The sequence below is a fragment of the Polynucleobacter meluiroseus genome, from assembly GCF_900205755.1.
GTDB lineage: Bacteria > Pseudomonadota > Gammaproteobacteria > Burkholderiales > Burkholderiaceae > Polynucleobacter > Polynucleobacter meluiroseus.
In genome coordinates, this window is the sequence record NZ_OANS01000005.1 from 67759 (window position 1) to 92409 (window position 24651).

Annotated in this window: 22 protein-coding genes, 1 other RNA gene and 1 pseudogene; 21 read left to right on the top strand and 3 right to left on the bottom strand. The window is 48.1% G+C overall.

Annotation, left to right across the window (positions count from 1 at the left end; translation table 11 throughout):
• Positions 1-72: 72 nt before the first annotated feature.
• From CP950_RS09165 to CP950_RS10125, 5 genes are all read left to right on the top strand, one after another.
• Positions 73-906: a tetratricopeptide repeat protein gene (locus tag CP950_RS09165; protein WP_096674769.1), complete on the top strand. Its 834-nt coding sequence runs from the start codon at positions 73-75 to the stop codon at positions 904-906.
• Positions 907-949: 43 nt separating this feature from the next.
• The gene (locus CP950_RS09170) at positions 950-1453 is read left to right on the top strand and encodes a DUF1993 domain-containing protein (protein ID WP_096674621.1); all 504 of its coding nucleotides are present in this window, start codon (positions 950-952) and stop codon (positions 1451-1453) included.
• A gap of 260 nt (positions 1454-1713) precedes the next feature.
• The gene (locus tag CP950_RS09175; protein WP_096674623.1) at positions 1714-2208 is read left to right on the top strand and encodes a LexA family protein; all 495 of its coding nucleotides are present in this window, start codon (positions 1714-1716) and stop codon (positions 2206-2208) included.
• 1 nt (position 2209) lies between these two features.
• Positions 2210-3496, top strand: coding sequence for a Y-family DNA polymerase (locus CP950_RS09180; RefSeq protein WP_243391978.1), 1287 nt, complete (start codon positions 2210-2212; stop codon positions 3494-3496).
• A gap of 41 nt (positions 3497-3537) precedes the next feature.
• Positions 3538-3669 (top strand): hypothetical protein, encoded by a 132-nt coding sequence (locus CP950_RS10125; protein ID WP_272867617.1) that lies wholly within the window; start codon positions 3538-3540, stop codon positions 3667-3669.
• Between the two features lie 75 nt (positions 3670-3744).
• Here the strand turns inward: CP950_RS10125 and CP950_RS09185 are convergent, their stop codons facing one another.
• Both CP950_RS09185 and ffs read right to left on the bottom strand, forming a co-directional pair.
• The gene (locus CP950_RS09185; RefSeq protein WP_096674627.1) at positions 3745-4413 is read right to left on the bottom strand and encodes a putative quorum-sensing-regulated virulence factor; all 669 of its coding nucleotides are present in this window, start codon (positions 4411-4413) and stop codon (positions 3745-3747) included.
• 115 nt (positions 4414-4528) lie between these two features.
• Positions 4529-4626, bottom strand: an RNA gene (gene ffs / locus CP950_RS09190) — signal recognition particle sRNA small type.
• Positions 4627-4658: 32 nt separating this feature from the next.
• On the opposite strand from ffs, the gene dnaX reads away from it, so the two are divergent.
• From dnaX to rlmD, 12 genes and pseudogenes are all read left to right on the top strand, one after another.
• On the top strand, positions 4659-6278 hold the full coding sequence (gene dnaX, locus CP950_RS09195; protein ID WP_096674629.1) for a DNA polymerase III subunit gamma/tau: 1620 nt from the start codon (positions 4659-4661) through the stop codon (positions 6276-6278).
• A gap of 41 nt (positions 6279-6319) precedes the next feature.
• The gene (locus CP950_RS09200; RefSeq protein ID WP_096674630.1) at positions 6320-6643 is read left to right on the top strand and encodes a YbaB/EbfC family nucleoid-associated protein; all 324 of its coding nucleotides are present in this window, start codon (positions 6320-6322) and stop codon (positions 6641-6643) included.
• The gene (gene recR, locus CP950_RS09205; protein WP_096674632.1) at positions 6643-7257 is read left to right on the top strand and encodes a recombination mediator RecR; all 615 of its coding nucleotides are present in this window, start codon (positions 6643-6645) and stop codon (positions 7255-7257) included. The genes CP950_RS09200 and recR overlap by 1 nt, the downstream gene beginning before the upstream one ends.
• Before the next feature lie 126 nt (positions 7258-7383).
• The gene (locus tag CP950_RS09210; protein WP_096674634.1) at positions 7384-8799 is read left to right on the top strand and encodes a carbohydrate porin; all 1416 of its coding nucleotides are present in this window, start codon (positions 7384-7386) and stop codon (positions 8797-8799) included.
• A 250-nt stretch (positions 8800-9049) separates the two neighbouring features.
• Complete coding sequence (locus CP950_RS09220) at positions 9050-10465, top strand: TolC family protein (protein ID WP_096674638.1); 1416 nt, start codon at positions 9050-9052, stop codon at positions 10463-10465.
• Positions 10466-10476: 11 nt separating this feature from the next.
• Positions 10477-11703: an efflux RND transporter periplasmic adaptor subunit gene (locus CP950_RS09225; protein WP_096674640.1), complete on the top strand. Its 1227-nt coding sequence runs from the start codon at positions 10477-10479 to the stop codon at positions 11701-11703.
• A gap of 8 nt (positions 11704-11711) precedes the next feature.
• Complete coding sequence (locus tag CP950_RS09230; protein WP_096674642.1) at positions 11712-14765, top strand: efflux RND transporter permease subunit; 3054 nt, start codon at positions 11712-11714, stop codon at positions 14763-14765.
• Positions 14766-14811: 46 nt separating this feature from the next.
• Positions 14812-15585 (top strand): 5'/3'-nucleotidase SurE, encoded by a 774-nt coding sequence (surE, locus tag CP950_RS09235; protein ID WP_096674644.1) that lies wholly within the window; start codon positions 14812-14814, stop codon positions 15583-15585.
• A gap of 29 nt (positions 15586-15614) precedes the next feature.
• Positions 15615-16238 (top strand): annotated as a pseudogene (locus CP950_RS09240) (protein-L-isoaspartate(D-aspartate) O-methyltransferase); the annotation flags it as partial.
• Positions 16235-17026: a peptidoglycan DD-metalloendopeptidase family protein gene (locus CP950_RS09245; protein WP_096674647.1), complete on the top strand. Its 792-nt coding sequence runs from the start codon at positions 16235-16237 to the stop codon at positions 17024-17026. The pseudogene CP950_RS09240 and the gene CP950_RS09245, both read left to right, overlap by 4 nt.
• Positions 17027-17059: 33 nt before the next feature.
• Positions 17060-17884, top strand: coding sequence for a 3'-5' exonuclease (locus CP950_RS09250; RefSeq protein ID WP_096674648.1), 825 nt, complete (start codon positions 17060-17062; stop codon positions 17882-17884).
• Complete coding sequence (rlmD, locus tag CP950_RS09255) at positions 17874-19283, top strand: 23S rRNA (uracil(1939)-C(5))-methyltransferase RlmD (RefSeq protein WP_096674649.1); 1410 nt, start codon at positions 17874-17876, stop codon at positions 19281-19283. Before CP950_RS09250 ends, rlmD begins: the two co-directional genes overlap by 11 nt.
• 56 nt (positions 19284-19339) lie before the next feature.
• Here rlmD and CP950_RS09260 read toward each other — a convergent pair whose 3' ends face one another.
• Entirely contained in the window at positions 19340-20041 is a 702-nt protein-coding gene (locus CP950_RS09260; RefSeq protein ID WP_096674650.1) for a Bax inhibitor-1 family protein, read from the bottom strand.
• A 289-nt stretch (positions 20042-20330) separates the two neighbouring features.
• Between CP950_RS09260 and ndk the strand changes: the two genes are divergently transcribed.
• The 4 genes from ndk to hisS are packed head-to-tail and all read left to right on the top strand — an operon-like array spanning position 20331 to position 24616.
• Positions 20331-20756 carry a nucleoside-diphosphate kinase gene (gene ndk, locus CP950_RS09265; RefSeq protein ID WP_096674651.1) on the top strand — a complete coding sequence of 142 codons (426 nt, stop codon included), beginning with the start codon at positions 20331-20333 and terminating at the stop codon, positions 20754-20756.
• 34 nt (positions 20757-20790) lie between these two features.
• A complete protein-coding gene (gene rlmN, locus CP950_RS09270) occupies positions 20791-21966 on the top strand; it encodes a dual-specificity RNA methyltransferase RlmN (RefSeq protein ID WP_096674652.1) in 1176 nt (391 codons plus the stop codon).
• A gap of 28 nt (positions 21967-21994) precedes the next feature.
• Positions 21995-23263: a flavodoxin-dependent (E)-4-hydroxy-3-methylbut-2-enyl-diphosphate synthase gene (gene ispG, locus CP950_RS09275; RefSeq protein ID WP_096674653.1), complete on the top strand. Its 1269-nt coding sequence runs from the start codon at positions 21995-21997 to the stop codon at positions 23261-23263.
• Between the two features lie 24 nt (positions 23264-23287).
• Positions 23288-24616, top strand: coding sequence for a histidine--tRNA ligase (gene hisS, locus CP950_RS09280; RefSeq protein ID WP_096674654.1), 1329 nt, complete (start codon positions 23288-23290; stop codon positions 24614-24616).
• The last annotated feature ends 35 nt before the right edge of the window (positions 24617-24651 follow it).

Genomic DNA, 24651 nt, shown 5'->3' on the forward strand with positions numbered 1-24651 from the left:
CAAAGAGTATCAGTGCTTAAAATGGGGATAATGGTTATTCACCAGAATGGTTTCATCACTAAAGGAGTCAAGATGAAGATGCGTAGCGTACCCAATCTATTAGTCGGTCTATTTTCTGCCGCAATATTACTCACTAGCTCAATGGCGTTTGCCGAAGCAACGTTGCCAGAAGTCTATCAAGCCGTGCAAGCAGGCAAAATGGGTCAAGCCGATGCCATGATGAAGGAGGTTTTACAAAACCATCCAAATAGCGCCAAGGCAAACTATGTTGCTGCTGAACTGGCTCTCAAAGAGGGCAAGCTTGAAGATGCTCGTCGCTATTTCGCCAAAGCAGAAAATCTCGCCCCTGGTTTGCCATTTGCGCAACCTGAAGCAGTACAGAAAATTCAAGCCCGTTTAGCAGGCGGCGCTGTTGCAGGCAGCTCAAATAACGCCGGCGCCAGTTCTATTTTTACCAGCCCTATTTTTTGGGTCTTGCTCGCCATCTTGGGCGCAGGCATCTTTTTCTTCCTGAGAAATCGCAATCGTCCTGCCCCCTTGCAGGCGTACAGCGCTCCTGGCGCTCCCTATCCTGGTGCTCCGGGTGGCCCAGGTGGCTATCCTGGAGCCCCCGGTGCTCCAGGTGCTTATCCTGCCGCTGGCGGTATGGGAGGTGGCTTAATGGGGAGTTTGGCTACTGGTGCCGCGCTTGGTGCTGGAATGTATGCAGGTCAAGCCTTGGCAGGTCGTCTCATGGGTGAGCACGAAGGCGGTAATATGGCCAACCAAAATTCTGGCATGAACCAAGTCAGCGGCCCTGCTCAGGACAACTCTAATTTTGGAGTAAATGACGCCAGCTCATGGGACGATAGCAGTTCGAGCTCATGGGATGACAGCGGCGGCGGCGATTTTATGAGCGATGTCTAAGGCACGCATTTATCTACAAACAGCATCTCCTTAGAAAGTAATCATGGCAATTTCAATGTACCAAGCATCTGCTCCGCAATTTGCGAAGATGCTCAATAACCTGTTAGTTATTCTGCAAAAGGGAGAAGAATTCGCGGCTAGCAAGGGGATGGATGAAAAAGAATTAGTCGAGTCCCGCCTGATCGCCGATATGTTCCCCCTGTCAAAGCAGGTGCAAATTGCCTGTGATCAAGTCAAGAATGGGATGGCGCGCTTAGCCGGAATCGAGCCCCCTAAGTACGATGATCAGGAAACCACACTTGCTCAGTTAAGAGAGCGCGTTACTAAAACACTCTTGTTTCTACAGAGCATTCAGCCAGAGCAGATTGACGGCACTGAAGAGAAAAAAATTGAGTTCTCGATTCAGACGTATCACTTTGAGTTTGTTGGCGCGCAATATTTGTTGACTTGGCTGATTCCCAACTTCTATTTCCACGTCACCACGACTTACGATATCTTGCGCCATCATGGTGTCGCTATTGGTAAAACGGACTTCTTAGGCGGATAAGAGCGGGATGGGGCGCATCACCAATCTGATTGAAATGCTGCAAACTTGGCTTTTTCGTGCAGGGGTGTACGCCTCCAATACCTTTTTAGATGACCCCGCGCTTTTGGCTTTTGCCTTTTGCTGAACCAAAGCCACCTACGGGTGGTTTTGTCTTAGTGGGAAGCTAAAAAACGACAATGCCTGCCGTCTGAGAGCGGGTTCTTAAAAAAATCGGTGCCAGCTATTGATATACTGTATGGATATACAGTATATTAGAACTTATGGCACTTCTAGCACTTCAAAACCCCGTTTTCGATGAGACCCTGAGTCAGGCCCCACAAGGCTTGGCAGGGCATTTTGAGTCTTTTGAGTGCAAACTCCTGAGTCATCGGATGTCTGCGGGTTTCCCTAGCCCAGCGGCGGACTATGCCGAAGAAGGCCTCGATTTAAACCACTACTTAGTACAAAACAAGCCCGCCACCTTCATGTTCACCGTCAAGGGGGACTCAATGCTGGGAGCGGGAATCTGTGATGCCGACAAGGTCGTGGTCGATAAGGCACTCAAGCCAAAACATAAAGACATTGTGGTCGCCGTTGTGAATGGGGAATACACCATCAAACGCCTCTACCAAATGCGTGGCCGTATTGAGCTGCAACCTGAAAATCCCCGCTATGAACCGATTACCTTTAACGAGGGTAGTGAACTGCAAATCTGGGGTGTAGTGGTGGGCGTGGTTCGCAAATACAGCAATGCCAGTAGCAGAGGGGGGAAATAAGATGACGACTCCACTATTTGCACTTGTCGATGTGAACAATTTTTACGTTTCTTGTGAGCGGGTTTTTCAGCCCAAACTGGAAGACGTGCCAATGGTGGTGCTCTCGAATAACGATGGCTGTGCGGTAGCGCGTAGCGCGGAAGTCAAGGCCTTGGGCGTGAAGATGGCAACGCCTTGGTTCAAGCTGAAAGATCTCGCGAAAGAGCACGGCATTGTGGCGTATTCATCGAACTACACACTGTATGGCGATATGAGTAGCCGCGTGGTTGAGGTATTAAAAAAATTCACACCCAACCTAGAGGTCTACAGCATTGATGAAAGTTTTTTGGCAATCGAGACTGTGCTTAAACACTATCCGGATGCCAGCCACTTAGGTCACCTGATGAAGCAGACCGTGAAAGATACTACGGGTCTTCCAGTCTGTGTCGGGATCGGCGCTAGTAAAACCTTGGCAAAGCTGGCTAATCACTTGGCGAAGAAGCATCCGCAATTTGCAGGGGTATGCGATGTGGAATCCATGCCTAAGGCAGAGCTCTATCAATGGATGACCGAGACCGAGGTTGGCGAAGTCTGGGGTATTGGTAAGCGTATCGCCAAGAAGTTGCACCTTTTAAATATCTATAGCGTCTTTGATTTACTGCAGACTTCCCCGCAATCGCTGCGCCAACAATTTGGTGTGGTGATGGAGCGTCTTTGTTATGAATTGCGTGGCGTTTCTTGCTTGCAATTGGAAGAGGTTACCCCCGCCAAGCAACAAATTGTGTCATCACGTAGCTTTGGTAAGCCAGTCAGCTCCATGAGCGAGCTGGCAGAGTCAGTAGCCACCCATGTCGCCAGAGGCGCTGAAAAACTGCGCAGTCAACATTCTGTAGCGGGCGCACTCACCATCTTTATTCAGACGAACCCCTTTAAGCCGCACGAACCACAACGTCATCAAAGCGTCGTTGTGCCACTGGCAGATCCTAGCGATAACACCTTGACGCTCACGACCGCAGCGATTGAAGGTTTAAAGCAAATTTATTGCAGTGGCTTTAAGTACAAAAAAGCGGGCGTAATGTTCAGCCTCTTGGCGGATAAACCCACCGTCCAGCAATCTTTATTTGATGATGTGGCAGCCAAAGGCAAATCAGCGGGGCTCATGAAGGCTCTGGATTCGATTAATGGTCGATTTGGCAATACGGTTCTGCGCACAGCGGCAGCAGGCACAAAACAAGATTGGGTGATGCGATCAGGAAATCGCTCGCCCAACTACACCACTCGGTGGGATGAATTACCAGTAGTGCAATAACTATTTATTGATATCGCAAGCAACTTAACCAGGAGCAACACATGAGCTTATTAAACAACTTCAACGGCATCTCTCTCGCAGTCATCATGATTTTGTCTTACTGCGCCGTCTTGAAAAGCACCAAACGCCCAGCGCGCACAAATCGCTCTATGACGCATCGTAAATACTTTTAAAGATCAAGCAGCAGACCTAGCAGGGGAATAAGGAAATCACGGATTCCTTATTCCCTCGCGGAGGTCGCAAGGTCTTTAGTGAGCCTCTTTGGCTGTGAGCGCTTTACGTAAGTATTCGGAGACATTGTCTTGACGCAGCATCCACTGTTTGTAATCTGCCGGCACTTGACTGATTAACTCCCCTTTGTGTTTCCCAAAAGGCATAACAGTAGGCACCCTTGCTGTTTCGGACATTTGCCATAAAGCCTCAAAAGAGCTTGGCTTAAGCTTATCCAGAATGTGCTGCAGAATTTTTGAGCAAATCCAAACATCCGCTAAGGCGCTGTGCGCATTGCGCAATTGCTCTCTAGCACCTGCTCTTTCAAAGCAATACAGCAGAGCACTTTGAGTATGGCTGTCGAGCTCCGGCCATAGGCTACGGGCTAGCGCCAAGGTGCAGATCCGCTTTACGTCTGGACTACCGATCGCCTCCCAATCAAAATCGATGTTGTGGCCAATCAGGTACTGCGTGGTGGTTGGTAAGGCAAATGACTGGCTGGGCGGGCAATCCACCAACTCTTCATCCATGATGTGGTGCGTCGCGAGGGCGCCCAAGCTAATGGGTTTACCAGGGTTGTACCTTTGTACCCAAGGATTGCCAACCTCCAAGGGGCTCAATGAAGTGACATCCAGAGAGGCGGCCTCGATAATGACGGCCTCTTTTTTGTCGGTGGCTTCAACATCAAAAATAATAGCTTGGGTCATAGAGCGTCTTTAAGGTAGTGAATAAGGGGTAATGCACCCGTTAAGTATCCACTTTGAGAGCCGAGTAAGTCTACAAACACATTGAAAAAGCGCATTTGGGTATTAAAAGAGGGGGGTGGATGAGCCCGACCCCCGGCACTGACAGAATTGGGTTTGGCTGCTTCGTTCCCGACCTGACCAGGTTGTCCAAACCACCATGCGGGGAGGCCCATCCAATTCTATTTTAGCTTGTTAGAATGTAGGACATGACAGCATTGGCTTTAGCCCGTTCGTGGCGCCCTAAAACTTTCTCCCAATTGGTAGGTCAAGACCACGTGGTTAAGGCGCTAACCCACGCCTTAGATCAGGGTCGCCTGCACCACGCGTGGCTGTTTACTGGTACACGGGGAGTAGGTAAGACCACCATTTCCCGAATTATGGCCAAAGCCCTCAATTGCACTGGTGCGGATGGCCAAGGGCGCATGACTTCTGAACCTTGCGGTAAATGTCCCGCTTGTCTCGAGATTGACGCAGGGCGCTTTGTTGACTATATCGAGATGGATGCTGCTAGTAATCGCGGCGTGGATGACATTGCCGCCTTGCTAGAGAAGGCCGCCTATGCGCCCAGTAATGCGCGTTACAAGGTTTACATGATTGACGAGGTGCATATGCTCACCAATCACGCCTTTAATGCCATGCTCAAGACTTTGGAAGAGCCGCCTGAGCACGTCAAATTTATTCTTGCTACCACCGACCCCCAAAAGATTCCAGTCACGATTTTGTCCCGCTGCTTGCAGTTCAATCTCAAGCAGATGCCAGTGCCCTTGATTGTGGAGCACTTAGAGAAAGTGTTAGCAGCAGAAACAGTTGAATATGAATCAAACGCATTGCGTGTACTGGCTAAAGCGGCACAGGGCTCAATGCGCGATGCATTGTCCCTAACCGATCAAGCAATCGCGTATGCAGCTGGCACAATTTCTGAGGCAGCGGTACGGGGCATGTTAGGCACTTTGGATGATGCTTACCTGATTCGTATTTTGGATGCCTTAATTGCCAAAGATGGTGCGAGTCTCTTGGCCATTAGCAATGAGATGGGAGAGCGCAGCATGTCTTTCTCATTGGCCTTAGCGGATCTATCGAGTCTAATTCAAAAGATTGCCGCAGCGCAAATCGTGCCGGAATCGGTCTTAGCAGATTGGCCAGAAGCAGCAGAAATTTTGCGATTGGCAGGATTACTGACTAAAGAGGAAGCTCAGCTTTTCTACCAAATTACCATTACGAGTCGTCCTGATTTATCACTTGCCCCTGATGAGCAAACAGGCTTCGCGATGACGCTGCTGCGTATGCTGGCCTTTCGTCCCGGTCAAAGTAGTGAGCCAGTAAAGCCTCGCAGCGCTGGCGCCCCACCTGCGCCAGCGGCTCCAGTGGCGCCATCAGTGAAGCCTCAATCAGCGGCAGCACCAACTCCTCCAGCACCAACAATACCAACAGCAAGTTCAGCTGGTCGTCCCGACTGGCATGCGCTGATGCGCCAGCTACCCGTGCGTGGCATGGTGCAGCAGTTGGCATTCCAAACGGAGTTGCTTGAGTGGAATGATTCGCCAGCCGAAGTGCGCGCGACTATTGTGACGCCGATGCCGCAGTTGGCATCCGAAGCCTCTATCGGACGTTTAACGGATGCGCTAAGCGCCCACTTTGGTAAGCCTTGCAAAATCGTGATTGAAAAAGGTGAAGTGGAAGGCAAGACAGTAGCCAAGGTAGATGCGCAGATACATCAAGAAAAAAGACAGAATGCAGAGCAACTGATTGCGCAAGATCCTTTTATTCAGCAACTTGAAAAAGAGTTTGGAGCCAAAGTGGTTGGCGGTTCCGTTAAACCGATTTAAAAGACATTCCGTACACAACACATATTCATAAGGATAAAGCGATGATGAAAGGCGGCCTTGCAGGTTTGATGAAACAAGCCCAGCAGATGCAAGAGAAGATGAAGGTAGCGCAAGATCAGTTAGCCGCGCTCGAAGTGACTGGTCAAGCCGCAGGCGGCTTGGTAAAGGTCTCTATCTCTGGAAAATATGAAATGAAGCGCGTGCAAATTGATGCCGACGCAATGGATGATCGCGAGATGCTTGAAGACCTGATCGTGACAGCCTATACCGAAGCCTTTAAGCAAGTTGAAGCAGCCAGTGCGCAAGTGATGTCTGGGGCAACTGCTGGTATGCCAATGCCGCCTGGCTTTAAGTTACCGTTTTAATGGCGCGTCAAGAAGTTCCACAAGATGCGCTCAGTCGTTTGATTGAGGCCTTACGAGTTCTGCCAGGAGTAGGGCCTAAGTCAGCGCAGCGGATGGCTTTCTATCTACTGCAACATGATCGCAATGGTGCGGCAATTTTGGCTAAGTCATTAGGTGAGGCGGTAGAGACCGTCGGTCACTGCGCGCGGTGCAATACTTTTTCAGAAACTCAGATCTGCGGTACTTGTGAGGATGGTCGCCGAGATCCCTCATTGTTATGTATTGTGGAAACACCGGCCGACCAAGTCATGGTTGAGCAGACCTTAAGTTTTAAGGGAAATTATTTCGTGTTGATGGGAAGGATTTCCCCCTTGGATGGCATGGGACCCAATGAAATTCATTTTGATCGCCTTTTGAGTCGTATTGAACAGCCTGACACTGGCATACCCGTGAGAGAAGTGGTTCTAGCCACGAATTTCACTAGCGAAGGCGAGGCTACCGCGCATTACATTGGTGAGGTGCTCAAAATCAAGGGCATCAAAGTCACCCGCATTGCCAGAGGAATTCCTGTTGGAGGCGAGCTGGAATATGTGGACGCGGGCACCTTAGCAAGGGCCTTAATGGATCGGCGTTAAGCGGATTCAAATGAGCCCGTTCATTAAACCGTAACAAAAGACCGATATATTTAAGTGCTACAAGTTTGCCACCTAAGCAGTGCGCATATCTAATTTGGCCTAGCAGCCAGCAAATCCTTATTTCGAATGATCCTCAAGCATTTCTTTATCCTACTGTGTTGTTTGTGTTCATTCTCCGCACTGGCTCAAAAGGCGGGTTCAGACGCGGACCAAATTGCCAGCGTGGATCAAGAGATTAACGGTATTCCTACAGAAGGAATCTTTCTAGGCTTGCCCGCCAATGTACATGGGCAAACTACCTATATTAATCAGCGCTACAAACCATTTAATTCACCTTATCAAGGGCAAAATAGTTTGTTGCCCGATAAGTCAATGAGCTACACCTGGTCAGGAACCTTATTTTTTGGTGCGCGCTTGACCCCCAATACCGACCTATATTTCAATCCAGAGGTTGTATCGGGAGTTCCCTTTTCATCTTTAGCGGGCCTTGGTGGATTTAGTAATGGTGAAGCAACCCGCGCGCAAGGAGCGCAGGCCCACTTTTATTCTGCTCGCGCATTCTTAAGGCAAACAGTCAACTTAGAGGGTGAGCAAGTTGAGCTAGAGAATGAGGCTAATCAAATTAGTCAGATAGTGAGCAGCAATCGCTTTGTATTTACTGCGGGGCAATTTGCTACCTTAGATATCTTTGACGATAGTCGGTATGCCAAAGATCCGCGCGTTCAGTTTATGAACTGGGGCAACATGACTTACTTGGCCTACGATTATGCAGCTGACTCACGGGGTTATGGCTGGGGCTTGGCAGGTGAGTGGTATCAAGATAATTGGGTATTTCGGGCATCGCGCATGACCACGCCCGCAACCCCCAATGCGCAACCCATTAACTGGCATATTTTTTCAGCCTATGGCGACCAAATCGAAGTAGAGCGCGGTCACTTTATTGGCGACCTACCCGGGAAGGTCAGCGTATTGGGTTATCGCAACCGCATGACGATGGCGCGCTTTACCGATGCAACCAATTACGTGATTGCAAATAATGCGCAAGGAACACAAGCACTTGTTAATGTCCGCAATGGAATGCAAATCAAGACGGGTATTGGTATCAATGCTGAGCAAGCCTTGACTAAGGATTTGGGGGTTTACATGAGGGCATTCACCTCCGATGGGCATACGGAAACGATGTCGTTTGCAGAGGCGGACAACTCACTCTCAATCGGAGCGGGAATTACCGGCGATCGCTGGGGAAGACCCAAAGATACTATTGGAGTTTCCACGATGCTCAACGGCATTTCTTCTAATCGAAGAGCCTATTTGCAAGCAGGCGGCATTTCGAACTTTGTTGGCGACACTCCCTCCCCATACGCCGGCCCCAACCAGTCGCTAAGTTACAAGCCCGAGCAAATCAGTGAGATTTACTACAGCTTCCTTGTTACCAAAGGAGTCTTGCTGGCTGCAAACTATCAACATATTATTAACCCGGCCTACAACTCTGCTCGTGGACCAGTAAATATCCTCTCATATCGTATTCATGCGGAATTCTAAGGAAGCCTTGTGTATCCCGTTTGTACAAGGCGCGTCATTGATAAAGCAGGCTTTTTTAAGCAAACCGGTGAGCTACAACAACCCCTTAATGACCAAAGGCATTTGATTTGTAAGAAAAAAGACACTTCATTTATCTATCCTATAATTTGGTCAATATTTGAATTTGACAAATTTTGCAAAAATCTACTATTTTTACTATTTCGAGGCACCATTGATCAATAGAAATACCAGCAAGCCCCGAATTGCAAACATGTCATTGAGTGTTTGGTTTGTCATTGCTGGCAATGGGATGGCTTGCAGCGCGATGGCACAGGGTAACTCGTCGGTTGAAATTTTTAAAGATGTAGAGTTGTCAGCGCCACCCCAAAGCAGTGAGTCTTATGTACCTAAGGCGATGGAGCCAAAAAAGGTTTTGGCAGACTCAAAAAGCCTTAATCAAAAATTCAATCCCAATAACTTGGATTTGCGTCAGTTGTGGAATGAATTGCGTGCCAATAATCCTCAACTGATTGCGGCGCGTGAATCCTATTTTGCGGCCAAGGCCACTGTGCCGCAAATTGCCGCGCCAGATAATCCACAAGTCGGTTTAATTTGGTCAGGCATGCCTACGGGTTCTGCATTTGCACTGGGTACCGCAGGTACCAATCCAAACGGTCAAAATGGTTACTCCTTTGCGCAGCCCTTTAAGTTTCCTGGCAAGAAAGGTCTTGCCGCAGATATTGCTGATAAACAAGCCGAATCGTTGCAGGCGCAAAACGATAATCTTTATTTGCAATTGGGTTCCCAGTTAGCGACTTTATATTACGGCACCTTGGCTGCGCAAAAGCAATTGAAGGTTTTAAGTGATGCGGTGGTGCGTACTGAGTTGATTAAAAATATTGCCAAGGCGCGTTATTCCAATCATGCTGCCGCTTACGTTGAGTATCTCAATGCGCAAGTAGCTCAAAGTTCTGCAGAGTCGGATAAATTTAATCTAGAAAGACAGCTGGTTGTTGCTTATAAAAATATTAATGCGCTCATCGGTCGTGATCCGCGCGATAAGCTGGTGCTGACTGGCGATACCAAAACTGCCATGGGTAAGGTGCCCTCACTTATCGAACTTGAATCCTTCGCTGAAACTTCGCATCCAATTTTGAAGAGCTCCACGTTACAGCTCGATGCTGCTAAAAAAGGGGTGACTTTAGCCAAGGCCGCCTACCTGCCAGACTTTCAGGTAATTGCAACTTCTTACACGCCACGCGGACCATTGACCTCAAACAATGGCGCTATGTACTATCAATTTGAATTCGATATTGTTATTCCACTGTATTTCTTTATCAAAGAGCGTTACGGTGTAGAGCAAGCCTTACGCAACCAAGCGGCAGCTGAATCGACTGATGTGGCTACTAAGCAGCAGATTATTTTGGGGGTAGGTAGCGCATATGCCACTTATGAACAAGCCAAAAAATATTTTGAGTTCCTAAGAGATCGTCAGGTTCCGCAAGCAGATGCAGCTTACCGTGTGGCTATTACACAATATGCCAATAATGGTCAGGGCTTCACAGACCTGCTCACTGCCCAAACCCAATTAAGGGCTTTAGAAATTCAATTAGCCCTTGCTGAAAGTAATTTATTGCAAGCTCAAGCAGCATTATTTGCCTCTGCAGGCAAAGACCCCATTGAATAGGTTTAATCGTCATGTTAAAAAAATTCTTAGACAAAATAAAACCCACTATTGATCCTTTGCTCACTAAAGGAAAAGTGCAGTTGAAGCAAGTGGAAGTCAAAGCGCGTGAGCAGTGGGCTAAACCTAAGATGAAATCAGGCGCTTATTTAGTCGCCACATTATTGATTGGCGTCTTTTTTGGTCAAATGCTTGCTCCTAATAAAGGCAATGAATTAAAGAGCCAAAAAATTGTGGCAGTCGATAAAGCAGGCATTATTAATATCAGCCTGCCTGGAGTGATTCTGGCTCCTGAGGTTTTCGAATTCGCTCAAAGCCTTGAGTCTAACGTCCCAGTGTCCCTATCTGTTCCGGGTAAGCTTGCCTTTAATGCAGAGCGCCTCAAAGTGATTTCTGCGCGCGCCCCCGGTCGAGTTGAGCGTATTTACGCTTTTGATGGCGCGTTTGTGAAGCAGGGGCAGGCGGTTGCTGACTTTTACAGCCCAGATTATGTGTCGGCGCAAACGGAATATATTCTCTCGGCAAGAATGCTCTCTACTTTGCAAAAAGCACAAATTGGCTCTTTGTATGAGGACGCTCAGTTCACTTTAGAGGCGGCAGCCAATCGTTTACGTGTTCTTGGGGCCAGCAATGAAGATATTGTGCGTCTTAAAAATGGCGGTGAAGCTACACCGACGTTTCCTATTCGGACGCCGATTGACGGGGTGGTGATTAAGCGCGCGGTAGATCCCGGAGCATTCTTAAATACTGGCGATATTTTGGCTACAGTTGCAGATCCCAAAAACCTTTGGTTTTTAGGAAATGTCTATGAGCAAGATGTCGGCAAAATTAAAGTGGGTGATGTATTTCATTTAAAAGTTGAATCCTTTCCCGGGCGAGATTTTATTGCTAAGGCTAACTATGTTGGTGCCACCATCGATCCGGTGACGCATGCTTTAGTTGTGCGCTGTGAAGTTGATAACAGCGATGGTTTATTAAAGCCAGAAATGTTTGTGAGCGGCAAACTCGAAATCAGCAAAACACCCGCAATTACTTTGCCATCGACTGCCATCATTCAAGCGCGTAACTTGCGTTTCGTGATCATTAAAACCGGACCCGATAGCTATCGTCGCTTGCCTATCAATGGCTTTGATCTGAACGCACAAGAATTTGCGGTGACTGACGGTTTAACTGTTGGCCAGAATGTGCTGATAAAGGGGGCAACCCTCCTGAACCAGCGTTTCCTGCGTGAAGAAGACTAGGTCATTTAATGAATATCAATGAGGTCCTCAAACGAAGGCTGCTGATTGTCTTTCTGGCAGTCGGCTTATTGGCTGCAGGAATATCCAGTTTTCTGAAGTTACCCTTGCAGGCTTATCCAGGTGTAGCGCCATTGACTGTGCAAGCAATTTCGCAGTGGCCTGGGGCTAGTACAGCTCAGATTGAGCAACAAATTACGATTCCTGTAGAGAATGCCTTAGCCGGTGTCCCGGGAGTGCAGGTGTTTCGTTCCGTCTCTTTGTTTGGGCTATCCGTAGTTACCGTCAAGTTTAAGGAGGGCGAAGATAGCTTTAAGGCGCGTCAATTAATTAATAGTTATTTAAATAACTTGACCTTGCCAGCGGGCGCAAATATTGCCATGAGTCCTGATTCAGATGCGACTGGTGAGATCATGCGCTTCGCACTTGAAAGCACTTATGCATCATCTATGCAGTTGAAGACTTTCATGGATTATGAAGTCTATAAAGAATTAAAGCATGTGCAGGGCATCGCCGATATCTCATCATTTGGCGGTCAAACGCGGCAATATCAAATCATTATCAAACCTAGTAGTCTGCTAGCCAAGAACGTCACGCTCCAGCAGTTAATCACCGCAGTTACCAATTCCAATGTGAACGTTGGTGGCGGCCTTTTACCTGTTGGCGAGCAGCAGTTGGTGGTTCGTGGAGTTGGCCTCTTGAGCACTATCGAGGATATGAAAAGCATTGTTGTTGCAGTCAATAACGGTGTGGCTATTCGGGTTGGTGATGTCGCCGATGTTCAGGTGGGTCACACCCTGCGTCAAGGCATGTTCCAGTATCAGGATATTGCTGATGGCGTAGAAGGGGTTGTATTTTTACGGCGTGGCGAAAACGCCTCTGAGGTGCTCGATCGGGTCAAAGCCAAGATCAAAGAAATCAATACTTCTATCCTGCCCCCTGGAATTGATGTCTACCCTTTTTACGATCGCCAAGTACTGCTGGATATTACGATCGACACGGTTAAACACACCTTGTTCTTTGGTATCTCCTTGGTACTCATCATTCTCTACATTTTCCTGGGGAACTTTAGAGCAGCCGCTGTAGTGGCAGCCGTCATTCCTTTGGCGCTGTGCGTGTCATTCTTCAATATGGATCAATTTAAGGTTCCTGCGAATTTGATTTCTTTGGGGGCAATTGATTTTGGGGTGATTGTTGATGCTGCGGTGATCGTGATGGAAAACGTCATGCGTCACCTTGAAGACAGGCGCACCAATCTGAAGCAAAGCATTGTGCTGGGCGCAAGCGAAGTTCAAAGAGCCATGGTCTTCTCAACCTGCATCATTATTACGGCGTACTCACCCTTGTTTCTCATGGGTGGGGTTGAAGGAATTATCTTTAGACCAATGGCTTTCACCATGGGCTTTGCCTTATTAGCCTCGATTATTTTGAGTCTGACCTTTGTGCCCGCCATGATCTCCTATATCTTTAAAGAGGGTGGAGAGCATCGTCCCCCCGTATTTATTGATAAGTTATTGGCCGTATATAAGCCATTCCTACGCTGGTTAGTAGACCGTCCAAAGCAGGTTTTGCTCTCAGCAATCGGCTTAGGTCTTGTGACTATTTTGAGTGCCACCCAATTAGGTACAGAGTTTTTGCCCACCTTGGAAGAAAATAATTTGTGGGTTCGGATTACCTTGCCGAGCACAGTAGATCTTAAATACTCAGCGCAGATTGCTGACAAAATTCGGGCAGAATTTAAAAACCAACCTGAAATACAGTTTGTCTCTGTGCAGATTGGTAGACCGGATGATGGTACAGACTCGACTGGCGTATTTAATCAGGAGTATGGCCTGTACTTTAAAGCGCCTGAGGATATGCCGCCTGGCGCCAGTAAGAAAGCATTGGTAAAGCGTCTCGAAAATTATTTAAATGAATTGCCTGGTGTGGATTACACCTTCTCACAGTACATTCAAGACAACGTGAATGAAGCACTTTCTGGTGTGAAGGGTGAAAACTCAGTCAAAATCTTTGGTAACGATTTGGAAGTGCTTGACCAGCAAGCAAAAGACATCATTAAGCAACTGCGCAAGGTTCATGGAATTGCTGATGAAGGTATCTTTACTGAATTAGGTCAGCCAACCCTCAATGTGGAAATCAATCGCGAGCGTGCTGCGCGTTTCGGTATCAATGTCAGTGATGTCCAGGCTTTGGTAGCGAACTCTATCGGCGGCGCATCCATTACCAATGTGCTTGAGAATGAAAAAACATTTGGCTTGGCGATCCGCTTAATTAAAAATAGTCGCGACGATGTGGAGTCTATTGCTAGTTTGCTCATTGACACTCCAGATGGAAATTCAGTGCCATTAAGCATGGTGGCGAACGTCTCGATTTCTGATGGACCTTTCTTCATTTACCGAGAGTCTGGTCGTCGTTATATTGCCATTAAGTTCAGTGTGCGCGGCAGAGATTTGGGTGGGGCAGTAGCCGAGGCGCAGAAATTGGTTGATGAAAATGTTTCTTTGCCAAATGGCTACCGAATTACCTGGGATGGTCAATTCAATCAAATGAAGATTGCTCAGAGGAAGCTCATGACAATTGTTCCTTTGACGTTGTTGGCGATCGCCTTATTGCTTTACAGCGCCTTCGGTAATTTCCGAGACGCGCTCGTAGTGCTATTAAATGTCCCCTTTGCAGCGATTGGCGGTATTTTGATCTTGTTATTGACAGGTGAAACTTTGAGTATCTCTGCGGGAATTGGCTTCTTATCGCTGTTTGGTATTGCCATCCAAGATGGCGTCATTCTCATTTCTTATATTAATAAGCTAGCCAAATCAGATACGAATAGCATCAAGGACACCATTGTTGAGGGCGCATCCCTCAGAATGCGTCCGGTATTAATGACCGCTTTGCTGGCGGGCTTGGGACTTTTGCCGGCAGCCTTGTCTCACTCTATCGGTTCGGAGGCGCAACGGCCCTTAGCTTTGGTGATTGTTGGCGGCATGATCACCACCACATTGCTTACTTTGCTTGTGTTGCCCGTTCTGTATGCATGGATTCGCACTAGGGAGCAAAGGCGCCATTAAATTGCCTTTGACTGGGGTTTAGTTGAAAAAGTTGGATAATCGCTGAATGCATATATTAATATCGAATGACGATGGTTATCTAGCCCCAGGACTGCTTGCGTTGGTCAATGCGATACGTCCGCTAGGGAAAATCACAGTGATTGCCCCAGAGCAAAACCACAGCGGCGCATCGAATTCCTTGACTTTATCGCGCCCGCTCTCGATTCATCGAGTCGCTGGCGGTGAGCGTGATGGCTTCCTTTTTATTAACGGCACCCCAACCGACTGCGTGCACATTGCCATGACTGGGTTTCTTGAGGAAAAGCCTGATCTCGTTATTTCTGGGATCAATCAGGGCGAGAATATGGGTGAAGATGTCCTTTATTCGGGCACCGTAGCAGCCGCAGTTGAGGGTGTGATGTTTGGGGTTCCCGGTATTGCTTTCTCCCAAATTGATAAAGGCTGGAGTCGGATTGAAGATGCCGCTAAGGCAGCGCATGATGTTGTAGCGCAAATGTTGGTATCCAAGCTCGCACGCACCGAAGGTCATGCCACATTGCTCAACGTCAATATTCCCAACCGTCCTTATGCTGATTTGTATCGCTGGCGTGTTACCCGCTTAGGAAACCGTCACCACTCTCAGCCAGTAGTTGTCCAAAAAAGTCCGCGTGGCGATGAAATCTATTGGATTGGCGCAGCGGGCAACGCAAAAGACAGTTCTGCGGGCACCGACTTTAACGCAATTGACGAAGGCTGCATCTCCATTACCCCAATGCAATTAGATTTATCACACCATGCTCGCATTGCAGCCATGCGTGAAAATGGTTGGGATCGCGGTTGAGGCCAGCGGCGGAAAGATTTGCCGGCCATCGACAGGCCTTAGCTGCAAAAGTATTGGCTGCAGGGATTAAGCATCATAAAACTCTGGAAGCGATTGCGACTGTGCCGCGCCATGCTTTTTTAGATGCCGGCATGCACCCACAGGCTTACGAAGACACTGCCTTACCGATTGGCCATTCGCAAACCATCTCCAAGCCATCCGTTGTAGCGCGCATGATTGAGCTTCTACACAAACCGCGTCATCGACTGGGTAAGGTCCTTGAGATTGGTACAGGCTGCGGTTATCAGGCGGCTGTTTTAAGTCTCTTGGCGGAAGAAGTGTATTCAATTGAGCGGATTCGGCCGCTACATGATTTAGCAAGAACAAAATTACGTCCTTTTCGGATCAATAATTTGCGCCTGATTTATGGTGACGGTATTTTAGGCTTACCCCAAGCAGCCCCTTTCGACGGCATTATTTTGGCTGCTGCAGGATTGGGAATTCCGGATGCATTGCTCGATCAGCTGGCGATTGGCGGGCGCTTAATTGCCCCAGTTGTCAAAAATGAGCAAGAACAGCAGTTGGTAATGGTGGAGCGAATGAGTTCTCAGCGCTATCAAAGAACGGTACTGGACGGGGTCTTTTTCGTGCCTTTACAATCGGGGATAGTATGAAAAATTACCACTTAGCCCCTAAGCTGACTTCTTTATTGCCCTTGAAGCTTGCCATCGTCTTGATGGCAATCGCCTCCATGGTGGGCTTGTCGGCTTGCTCCTCAACACCTCGAGCCAAGCCGGCAACTGTGGTTGATCGCACAAGCTCGACAGTTGAACCAGCCCCGCCAGGTTATTACCGAGTCAAAAAGGGAGACACCTTAGCGCGCATTGCCCTCGATAACGGCCAATCACCTAGGGATGTGATTGCTTGGAATAATTTGGCCAACCCAAATCAGATCGAAATTGGTGATCTCATCTTAATCAGCCCCCCGGCCGTCTCAAAGTTAACGGTGAAGTCCATTCCAGCCTCAAGGCCAGCAGCCAATGAAGATGTGCCTAAGGCTGACACTCCAAAGGCCGACGCCTCCAAAGAAATGGTCGCTGAGCCAGGAATTCGTTTGTCATGGCCTGCCAAGGGCAAGGTCAGCAATGATTACAGCGAGCAAACTAAAGGTATTGATATTGCTGGTAAGTTAGGCGATCCAGTCATGGCAGCCGCTGATGGTAAGGTTGTTTACGCTGGCAACAGTCTGCGTGGTTATGGCAACCTCATCATTATTAAGCATGACAATACCTACCTCACTGCTTATGCGCACAATCGCAACCTCTTGGTGAAAGAGGGTGACACGATTAAAAAAGGTCAAAAGATCGCCGAGATGGGCGACACCGATACCACTATGGTTAAGTTGCACTTTGAGTTGCGTGTAAACGGCAAGCCCGTCAATCCAACCGCCTATTTGCAATAAGCAGCGCGAGACGTTGCTGTTGATGAAAGCCCTATGGCAACCGTTTTAGTATTTGATATCGAAACCATCCCCGATGTAGCGGGTTTGCGTCGGCTCGAAAATCTTCCGGTGACGTTGACGGATGCGGAAGTGGCTACCAAGGCGATGGCCGATCGACTGGAAAAAACCGGCAGCGATTTTTTGCCTTTATATCTGCAACGGATTGTGGCGATTTCTTGTGTGATCCGCAGAACAAGTAAAGATGGCAGCCCTCAAATTAAAGTGGGCACTCTTGGCGCTCTAGAGGATGACGAAAGCGTCCTCATTCAAACCTTCTTTGATTTGGTGGAAAAGTACACTCCCCAATTGGTATCTTGGAATGGTAGTGGTTTTGACTTGCCCGTGCTCCACTACCGCGCGCTAGTAAATCATGTTCAGGCACCTCGGTATTGGGAAATGGGTGAGAGCCAAGAAAACGATAGTCGTGAATTCAAGTGGAATAATTACATCAGTCGTTATCACATGCGCCATTTAGATCTCATGGATTTGTTAGCTAAATTTAATGGGAGAGCGAACGCCCCTCTAGACGGCCTGGCTAAACTCTGTGGATTTCCAGGCAAGATGGGAATGGATGGCAGCCAAGTCTGGCCCGCTTTTCAGGAGGGGAAGCTAAACGATATCCGTCGTTATTGTGAAACCGATGTGGTGAACACCTACTTAATGTACTGCCGCTTTCAGTTACTGCGTGGTGGTTTCTCTCTAGCGGAATACCGAGAAGAGATTGATTTTGTTAAAGCCTATTTAACTAAAGAAGCCCTAGAGCCAAACGGTGCTCAATGGCAAGAATACCTAGCTGGCTTTGCACCTAATGCTAGTTGAGGCGCTGGGAGCGGTACTTGTAGAGTCTCTAGATTTAGAGGCGCAAGGAATTGCGCGCCTAACCCCGACTGAGCACGAGCTTGAGCTTGGGCAGAGTGGGAAGGTAATCTTTATTCAGGGGGCGCTACCAACGGAAATGGTGACGTACACCGTTACGCGTGAACGAGCGCGTTTTAATAAAGCAAAAGTCCGTCAGGTGATTCGGCCGGCGGTCTTTCGTTCGCAGCCCAAGTGCAAGGCGTTCGGAGTATGTGGTGGTTGCACCATGCAGCATTTAGATGTGCGCGCCCAAATTGCCATGAAGCAACGCGTCCTTGAGGATGATCTAAAGCATATTGCTAAAGTAGCCCCTGAAGAAATGCTAAGACCTATGGGCGGGCCCGCTTGGGAATATCGTCATCGTGCCCGTCTGAGCGTGGTGAACCGCTCAATCAAAAAGGGAACTGTCTTGGTGGGTTTTCATGAGGCTAAGAGTGGTTATGTAGCCGATATGACCGCCTGTGAAATTATGCCAAAGCATGTCTCGCATCTCTTGCCAGCAATGCGTAAGTTAGTGATGGGGATGTCGATAGTCGATTTCATTCCGCAAATTGAACTCGCGGTTGGTGAGGCTGAAGATCCCCAATCGGATGATCCGCTGAAAATAAAGCCAGTGACCGCTTTGGTTTTGAGACACCTTAAACCCTTTAATCCGGAGGACGAGGCTCTTCTCAGAGAATTTGCTGAGCAACATCATGTCTGGATTTGGTTGCAGCCCAAAGGCATTGAAACTGTTGCACCGTTTCATCCACTTACCGGCAAGCTTTGCTATCGCTTACCCGAGTTTGAGATTGAGATGCCATTCAAACCGGCTGACTTTACGCAAGTCAACCATCTTATGAACCGATCTTTGGTTAGTAGGGCGCTTCGCTTATTGGAGATGAAGCCAAGCGATCGGGTGCTTGATTTGTTTTGCGGTATTGGCAATTTCACATTACCTCTTGCCCGACGTTCAAATAGCGTCTTGGGCATCGAAGGTCTTGCCAGCCTCACCAGTCGTGCACAAGCGAATGCAGAACATAACGGACTGACGCAGAAAGTGCATTTTATGCAGAGCGACTTATTTAAAGTCAGCTCTGAAACGATTGCCTCGTGGGGAAAAGCGGATCGCTGGCTAATGGATCCCCCGCGTGAAGGCGCGATGGAGATTTGTAAGGCACTCGCCGAGCTGCATCAAAGTAAAAGTGATCTATTGCCACAGAGAATTGTGTATGTATCTTGCAATCCCAAAACACTTGCAAGAGATGCTGATATTTTGTGTCATCAAGCAGGCTACACATTAAAGAGTGCCGGTATTGTCAATATGTTCCCCCATACCTCGCATGTGGAATCGATGGCAGTTTTTGAGTTGTGTAGTTAGTAATTGCCAATAAAAAAGGCGCCCCTAAGAGCGCCTTGTCGTTTTCGCAAGCTTACTTAGTCGCGATTACCGCCAACAATGCCCAGTAAGGCTAACAAGTTGGTAAAGATGTTGTAGACATCTAAGTAAATTGCCAGCGTGGCCATAATGTAGTTTGTTTCACCACCATTGATGATGCGCTGAACATCAACCAGAATAAAGGCTGAAAAGATGCCGATCGCAACCACCATTACCGTCAACATTAATGCAGGCAACTGCAGCCAAATATTGGCTACCGAGGCAACAATCAGAAGTAGCACGCCCACCATTAACCATTTGCCAAGACCGGCAAAGTCGCTCTTGCTTACCGTGGCGATGGTAGCCATGACAGCAAAAATAGCCGCTGTGCCACCAAAGGACAGCATGATCAGTGAGGCGCCGTTGCTGTAGCTGTTTAAGGTGTATCCCACTAAGCGGGACATCATGACGCCCATGAAGAAGGTAAAGCCTAGCAAGAGCAGAACACCTAAGCCAGTATCTTTATTTTTCTCAATAGCCCAGAAGAATCCAAAAGCAATGGCCATAAAGAGGATAAAGCCCATAAATGGACTTTCAGCAAATAAACTGAAGCCAGTTGCGACACCTAGCCATGCCCCAATCACCGTCGGAATCATGGAAAGCGCTAATAAGGCGTAGGTATTGCGCAGGACGCGGTTGCGCACCTGAACTGTAGTGATCGAGCCAGATTGCCCGAATCCGAAAGAGTTAAGATCGCTCATATTGACTCCCTTTTTCAAGTGAATAACAAGAACCCATCAGGGTTATGGCCCTAAGTATAGACAAAATGGGGAAATATATAGCTCTTAGTAGAAAAGACTACAAAGTATGGGGTTATGCCTATTAAATTCAATGGCTTAGCACGGCTTTACTTAGGGTAAATACGGTCGGGCATTGTATAATTCGGGGGTTTGTTGAGTAAGTAGCATTCTCTGAAAGGGTAGGAAGCTCCCCCCAGATTCTCTCCTACTTACTTAATACCTATTTTTGAAATTACTTTTGGAGTTTTGCATGGCTATTGAGCGCACCCTTTCTATTATCAAACCTGACGCAGTGGCAAAAAATGTCATTGGGAAAATCTATGACCGTTTTGAATCTGCTGGTTTAAAGGTGATTGCCTCAAGAATGGCACATTTGTCTCAGGCTGAAGCAGAACAGTTCTACGCTGTTCACGCTGCCCGTCCTTTTTTCAAAGACTTAGTGAGCTTCATGATCTCAGGCCCTGTGATGATTCAGGTACTTGAAGGTGAAGGCGCGATTGCTAAGAATCGTGACTTGATGGGTGCGACTGATCCAAAGAAAGCGGATGCTGGCACGATTCGTGCTGACTTCGCAGATAGCATTGACGCAAATGCAGTTCACGGCTCAGACGCTCCAGAAACAGCTGCTGTAGAAGTTGCTTTCTTCTTCGCCGGCATGAATGTTTTTAATAGTTAATTTCGCTTCTTCATTTAAAGCATAAGAAGTCGCATTGACCTCCCCGCGCGTAAATCTCTTAGATTTTGACGCTGACCAGATGGCGGCGTATGTCGCGGGGCTAAACGAAAAACCGTTTAGAGCAAAACAACTCATGCAATGGATTCACCAACGCGGTGTATCCAATATTAACGACATGAGCGATTTGGCTAAAGGATTTAGAGCCACCTTGCTTGAAAAAGCAGAGGTAGTTTCTCTCCCTGTGATTCGAGATGAGCAGGCGAATGATGGCACGCGCAAGTGGCTTCTGGACGTGGGCGCCGGTAACGCAGTGGAGTCTGTGTTTATCCCAGAAGATGACCGAGGCACTCTCTGTATTTCTTCTCAAGCAGGTTGCGCTGTTAACTGCCGCTTCTGTTCAACGGGATATCAAGGGTTTTCACGCAATCTCACTTCCGGTGAAATCATCGGTCAATTGTGGTTTGCTGAGCATCTGTTGCGTAACGATCCCATGGCCGTTCGTCGAATGGAGACTTATCCAACGCCTGGCTGGGAACATACTGGACGGGTGATTTCTAATGTCGTTTTAATGGGCATGGGTGAGCCTCTACTTAATTACGATCAGGTTCTTCCCGCACTTCGTTTGATGCTGGACGATCGAGCCTATGGTTTGTCGAGACGTCGTGTCACCGTTTCTACTTCAGGTGTCGTACCCATGATGGATCGCTTGGCGCAAGACTGCCCCGTTGCATTGGCAGTTTCATTGCATGCGCCCAATGATGCATTGCGCGATCAATTAGTGCCACTCAATCAAAAATATCCCTTAAGGGAGTTATTAGCAGCGTGTGAGCGCTACCTGCCTTTTGCGCCAAGGGATTTCTTAACCTTTGAATATTGCATGCTTGATGGCGTGAATGATTCTGATGTCCAGGCAAAAGAACTGGTGCGTTTACTCAATGGCATTAAATGCAAAGTGAACCTCATTCCATTTAATCCTTTCCCAGAATCTGGGTTGAAGCGTTCACCGCCACAACGCATTCAGGCATTTGCTAATATTTTGTTAAATGCCGGCATGGTAGCAACTGTGCGCAAAACTCGCGGTGATGATATCGCCGCTGCTTGCGGACAATTAGCAGGTGACGTGATCGATCGTACTCGCGTGCGCGAGCGTGACGTGCATGCTGCCGACATTATTCAGCCAATACAGTGGCTCGACAAATTAGATTCTTGATAGGGTCATTTAATTCCCTTTGGTTTTTATGAGCTCAATTCTCTCTACCCCGTCTCCCTTACCACTTGGCCCAGCAGCAAAGCGGGCTACACGTCAAGCAACGATCGCTTGGAAGACCAATATCATCACCGTGGGTGGCGATGCACCAGTACGCGTGCAATCCATGACGAATACCGATACAGCTGATGCAATTGGAACCGCGATTCAGGTGAAAGAATTAGCGCGCGCTGGCTCGGAGATGGTGCGTATTACTGTTGATACGCCTGCGGCCGCGGCCGCAGTTCCTTATATTCGTGAACAGCTCGACAAGATGGATGTTTTGGTGCCGTTGATCGGCGATTTTCATTACAACGGTCACACCTTATTAAATGACTACCCTGATTGCGCTCAGGCTTTATCCAAATATCGTATTAATCCAGGTAATGTAGGTAAGGGCGCTAAGCGCGATCCCCAATTTGCTCAAATGATTGAGGCAGCTTGTAAGTACGATAAACCGATTCGAATTGGCGTGAATTGGGGCAGTCTAGATCAAGACCTCCTTGCCAGCATCATGGATAGCAATGCTGCCTTGCCAGTTCCCAAGACGGCCCAAGAGGTCATGATTGAGGCTTTGATTCAGTCAGCTTTGCAGTCTGCTGAAAAAGCAGTTGAGCTTGGTATAAATCCCAACCAAATTTTGCTCTCCTGTAAGGTCAGTAAGGTACAAGATTTGGTGGCTGTGTATCGCGATTTGGCAAGGCGCTCAGACTACCCCTTGCATTTGGGTTTAACTGAAGCGGGCATGGGCAGCAAGGGGATTGTTTCTTCGACAGCGGCGATGGCCATTCTTTTGCAAGAGGGCATTGGCGATACGATTCGCGTTTCTCTGACGCCTGATCCAGGCGCTCCCCGTGAAAATGAAGTGATCGTGGCGCAAGAAATATTGCAGACGATGGGATTGCGGCATTTCACGCCGATGGTGATTGCTTGTCCAGGATGCGGTAGAACCACGAGCACCACCTTTCAAGAGTTAGCCGCCAATATTCAATCTTATTTGCGCCAACAAATGCCGCTTTGGAAGAAATCCCATCCCGGCGTAGAAAATATGAACGTAGCCGTGATGGGTTGTATTGTGAATGGTCCCGGCGAAAGTAAGCATGCCAATATTGGAATCTCACTCCCTGGCACAGGTGAAGCTCCAGCAGCACCGGTTTTCGTTGACGGACAAAAAGTAAAAACTTTACGCGGCGATCGCATTGCTGAAGATTTTCAGGTGATTGTTGACGAGTACGTGCAGCGTCATTACGCACCCAAATAAAAATAGAAGAAACGAAGCGCAACAATGACTGAACAAACCTCTTCAGATAAAGCCCCTAAAGCTCAAAAAATTAACGGCGTACGGGGCATGAATGATCTTTTGCCTGGCGATGCTGCCCAGTGGTTTCATCTTGAGCATGTTTTTCGTGATCTCACTAGAGCGTATGGATATGAATTTTTAAGAACGCCCATCGTCGAAGCGACCGCTGTTTTCCAGCGGGGTATAGGTGAAGTAACCGATATCGTTGAGAAGGAAATGTACTCCTTCGAAGACCGCCTGAATGGCGAGCAATTGACCTTGCGCCCAGAAGGAACGGCAGCCTTGGTGCGCGCTGTGATTGAGAATAATTTACTCTACGAGGGTCCTAAGCGCCTTTGGTATAGCGGACCCATGTTTCGTCATGAGCGTCCTCAGCGCGGCCGTTATCGCCAATTTCATCAGTTTGGTATAGAGGCCCTTGGTTTTGCTGGTCCGGACATTGATGCTGAGATCATCTTGATGGGCCAACGCCTCTGGGATGAGCTTGGTCTCAAAGGCGTGCGTTTAGAAATCAATTCCCTCGGACAAGCTCCTGAGCGCGCTGAACATCGCGCTGCCTTAGTGGTGTATTTCGAGCAGCATCGAGATTTACTGGATGAGGACTCTGTCCGACGCTTAGGTACCAATCCTTTACGTATTCTGGACTCCAAAAATCCAGCAATGCAGGAGTTAATTGAGGGTGCGCCAAAACTCCTAGATTTTTTAGGGGAAGAGTCTTTGAAGCATTTTGAAGGTGTGCAGACCTTGCTTAAGGCGAACAATATTCCTTGCAAAATTAATCCTAGACTAGTGCGCGGGCTAGATTATTACAACTTGACTGTATTTGAGTGGATTACCGAAGAGCTTGGTGCGCAAGGCACTATTGCTGGCGGTGGTCGCTATGATCCCTTGATTGAGCGGATGGGCGGCAAGGCAGCGACTGCTTGTGGATGGGCCATGGGAATGGAACGTGTCCTAGAGTTGATGAAGGTATCGGGCTCCTTGCCTGAGCCCCAAGCGCAATGCGATGTCTTTGTCTTGCATCAGGGCGGTGAAACATTAATTACCGCCTTGGTTGTCGCTGAACGCCTGCGTAGCGCGGGAATTGATGTCATTCTGTTTTGTCCTGCCGATGGTCAAACGGCCAGCTTCAAGTCGCAAATGAAGAAAGCAGATGCTAGTGGAGCAAGCTATGCAGTCATTATTGGACCAGATGAATTAGCCAAGAATGAAGCTCAACTCAAAGACCTTCGCGGAACCGGAAACCAGCAGGCAATCCCTTTAGACGGGGTTGTTGAAGGGGTCATTGACGCTATTGTTGGCGCTACGGAATAGAATTGGCTTTATTGTTGGTACATTAACCTCAAATC

Excerpts from the sequence above, each read along its gene's own strand:
- CP950_RS09165 (WP_096674769.1), top strand. The coding sequence starts at position 73 with ATGAAGATGCGTAGCGTACCCAATCTATTAGTCGGTCTATTTTCTGCC.
- CP950_RS09170 (WP_096674621.1), top strand. The coding sequence starts at position 950 with ATGGCAATTTCAATGTACCAAGCATCTGCTCCGCAATTTGCGAAGATG.
- CP950_RS09175 (WP_096674623.1), top strand. The coding sequence starts at position 1,714 with ATGGCACTTCTAGCACTTCAAAACCCCGTTTTCGATGAGACCCTGAGT.
- CP950_RS09180 (WP_243391978.1), top strand. The coding sequence starts at position 2,210 with ATGACGACTCCACTATTTGCACTTGTCGATGTGAACAATTTTTACGTT.
- CP950_RS10125 (WP_272867617.1), top strand. The coding sequence starts at position 3,538 with ATGAGCTTATTAAACAACTTCAACGGCATCTCTCTCGCAGTCATCATG.
- CP950_RS09185 (WP_096674627.1), bottom strand. The coding sequence starts at position 4,413 with ATGACCCAAGCTATTATTTTTGATGTTGAAGCCACCGACAAAAAAGAG.
- dnaX (WP_096674629.1), top strand. The coding sequence starts at position 4,659 with ATGACAGCATTGGCTTTAGCCCGTTCGTGGCGCCCTAAAACTTTCTCC.
- CP950_RS09200 (WP_096674630.1), top strand. The coding sequence starts at position 6,320 with ATGATGAAAGGCGGCCTTGCAGGTTTGATGAAACAAGCCCAGCAGATG.
- recR (WP_096674632.1), top strand. The coding sequence starts at position 6,643 with ATGGCGCGTCAAGAAGTTCCACAAGATGCGCTCAGTCGTTTGATTGAG.
- CP950_RS09210 (WP_096674634.1), top strand. The coding sequence starts at position 7,384 with ATGATCCTCAAGCATTTCTTTATCCTACTGTGTTGTTTGTGTTCATTC.
- CP950_RS09220 (WP_096674638.1), top strand. The coding sequence starts at position 9,050 with ATGTCATTGAGTGTTTGGTTTGTCATTGCTGGCAATGGGATGGCTTGC.
- CP950_RS09225 (WP_096674640.1), top strand. The coding sequence starts at position 10,477 with ATGTTAAAAAAATTCTTAGACAAAATAAAACCCACTATTGATCCTTTG.
- CP950_RS09230 (WP_096674642.1), top strand. The coding sequence starts at position 11,712 with ATGAATATCAATGAGGTCCTCAAACGAAGGCTGCTGATTGTCTTTCTG.
- surE (WP_096674644.1), top strand. The coding sequence starts at position 14,812 with ATGCATATATTAATATCGAATGACGATGGTTATCTAGCCCCAGGACTG.
- CP950_RS09245 (WP_096674647.1), top strand. The coding sequence starts at position 16,235 with ATGAAAAATTACCACTTAGCCCCTAAGCTGACTTCTTTATTGCCCTTG.
- CP950_RS09250 (WP_096674648.1), top strand. The coding sequence starts at position 17,060 with ATGGCAACCGTTTTAGTATTTGATATCGAAACCATCCCCGATGTAGCG.
- rlmD (WP_096674649.1), top strand. The coding sequence starts at position 17,874 with ATGCTAGTTGAGGCGCTGGGAGCGGTACTTGTAGAGTCTCTAGATTTA.
- CP950_RS09260 (WP_096674650.1), bottom strand. The coding sequence starts at position 20,041 with ATGAGCGATCTTAACTCTTTCGGATTCGGGCAATCTGGCTCGATCACT.
- ndk (WP_096674651.1), top strand. The coding sequence starts at position 20,331 with ATGGCTATTGAGCGCACCCTTTCTATTATCAAACCTGACGCAGTGGCA.
- ispG (WP_096674653.1), top strand. The coding sequence starts at position 21,995 with ATGAGCTCAATTCTCTCTACCCCGTCTCCCTTACCACTTGGCCCAGCA.
- hisS (WP_096674654.1), top strand. The coding sequence starts at position 23,288 with ATGACTGAACAAACCTCTTCAGATAAAGCCCCTAAAGCTCAAAAAATT.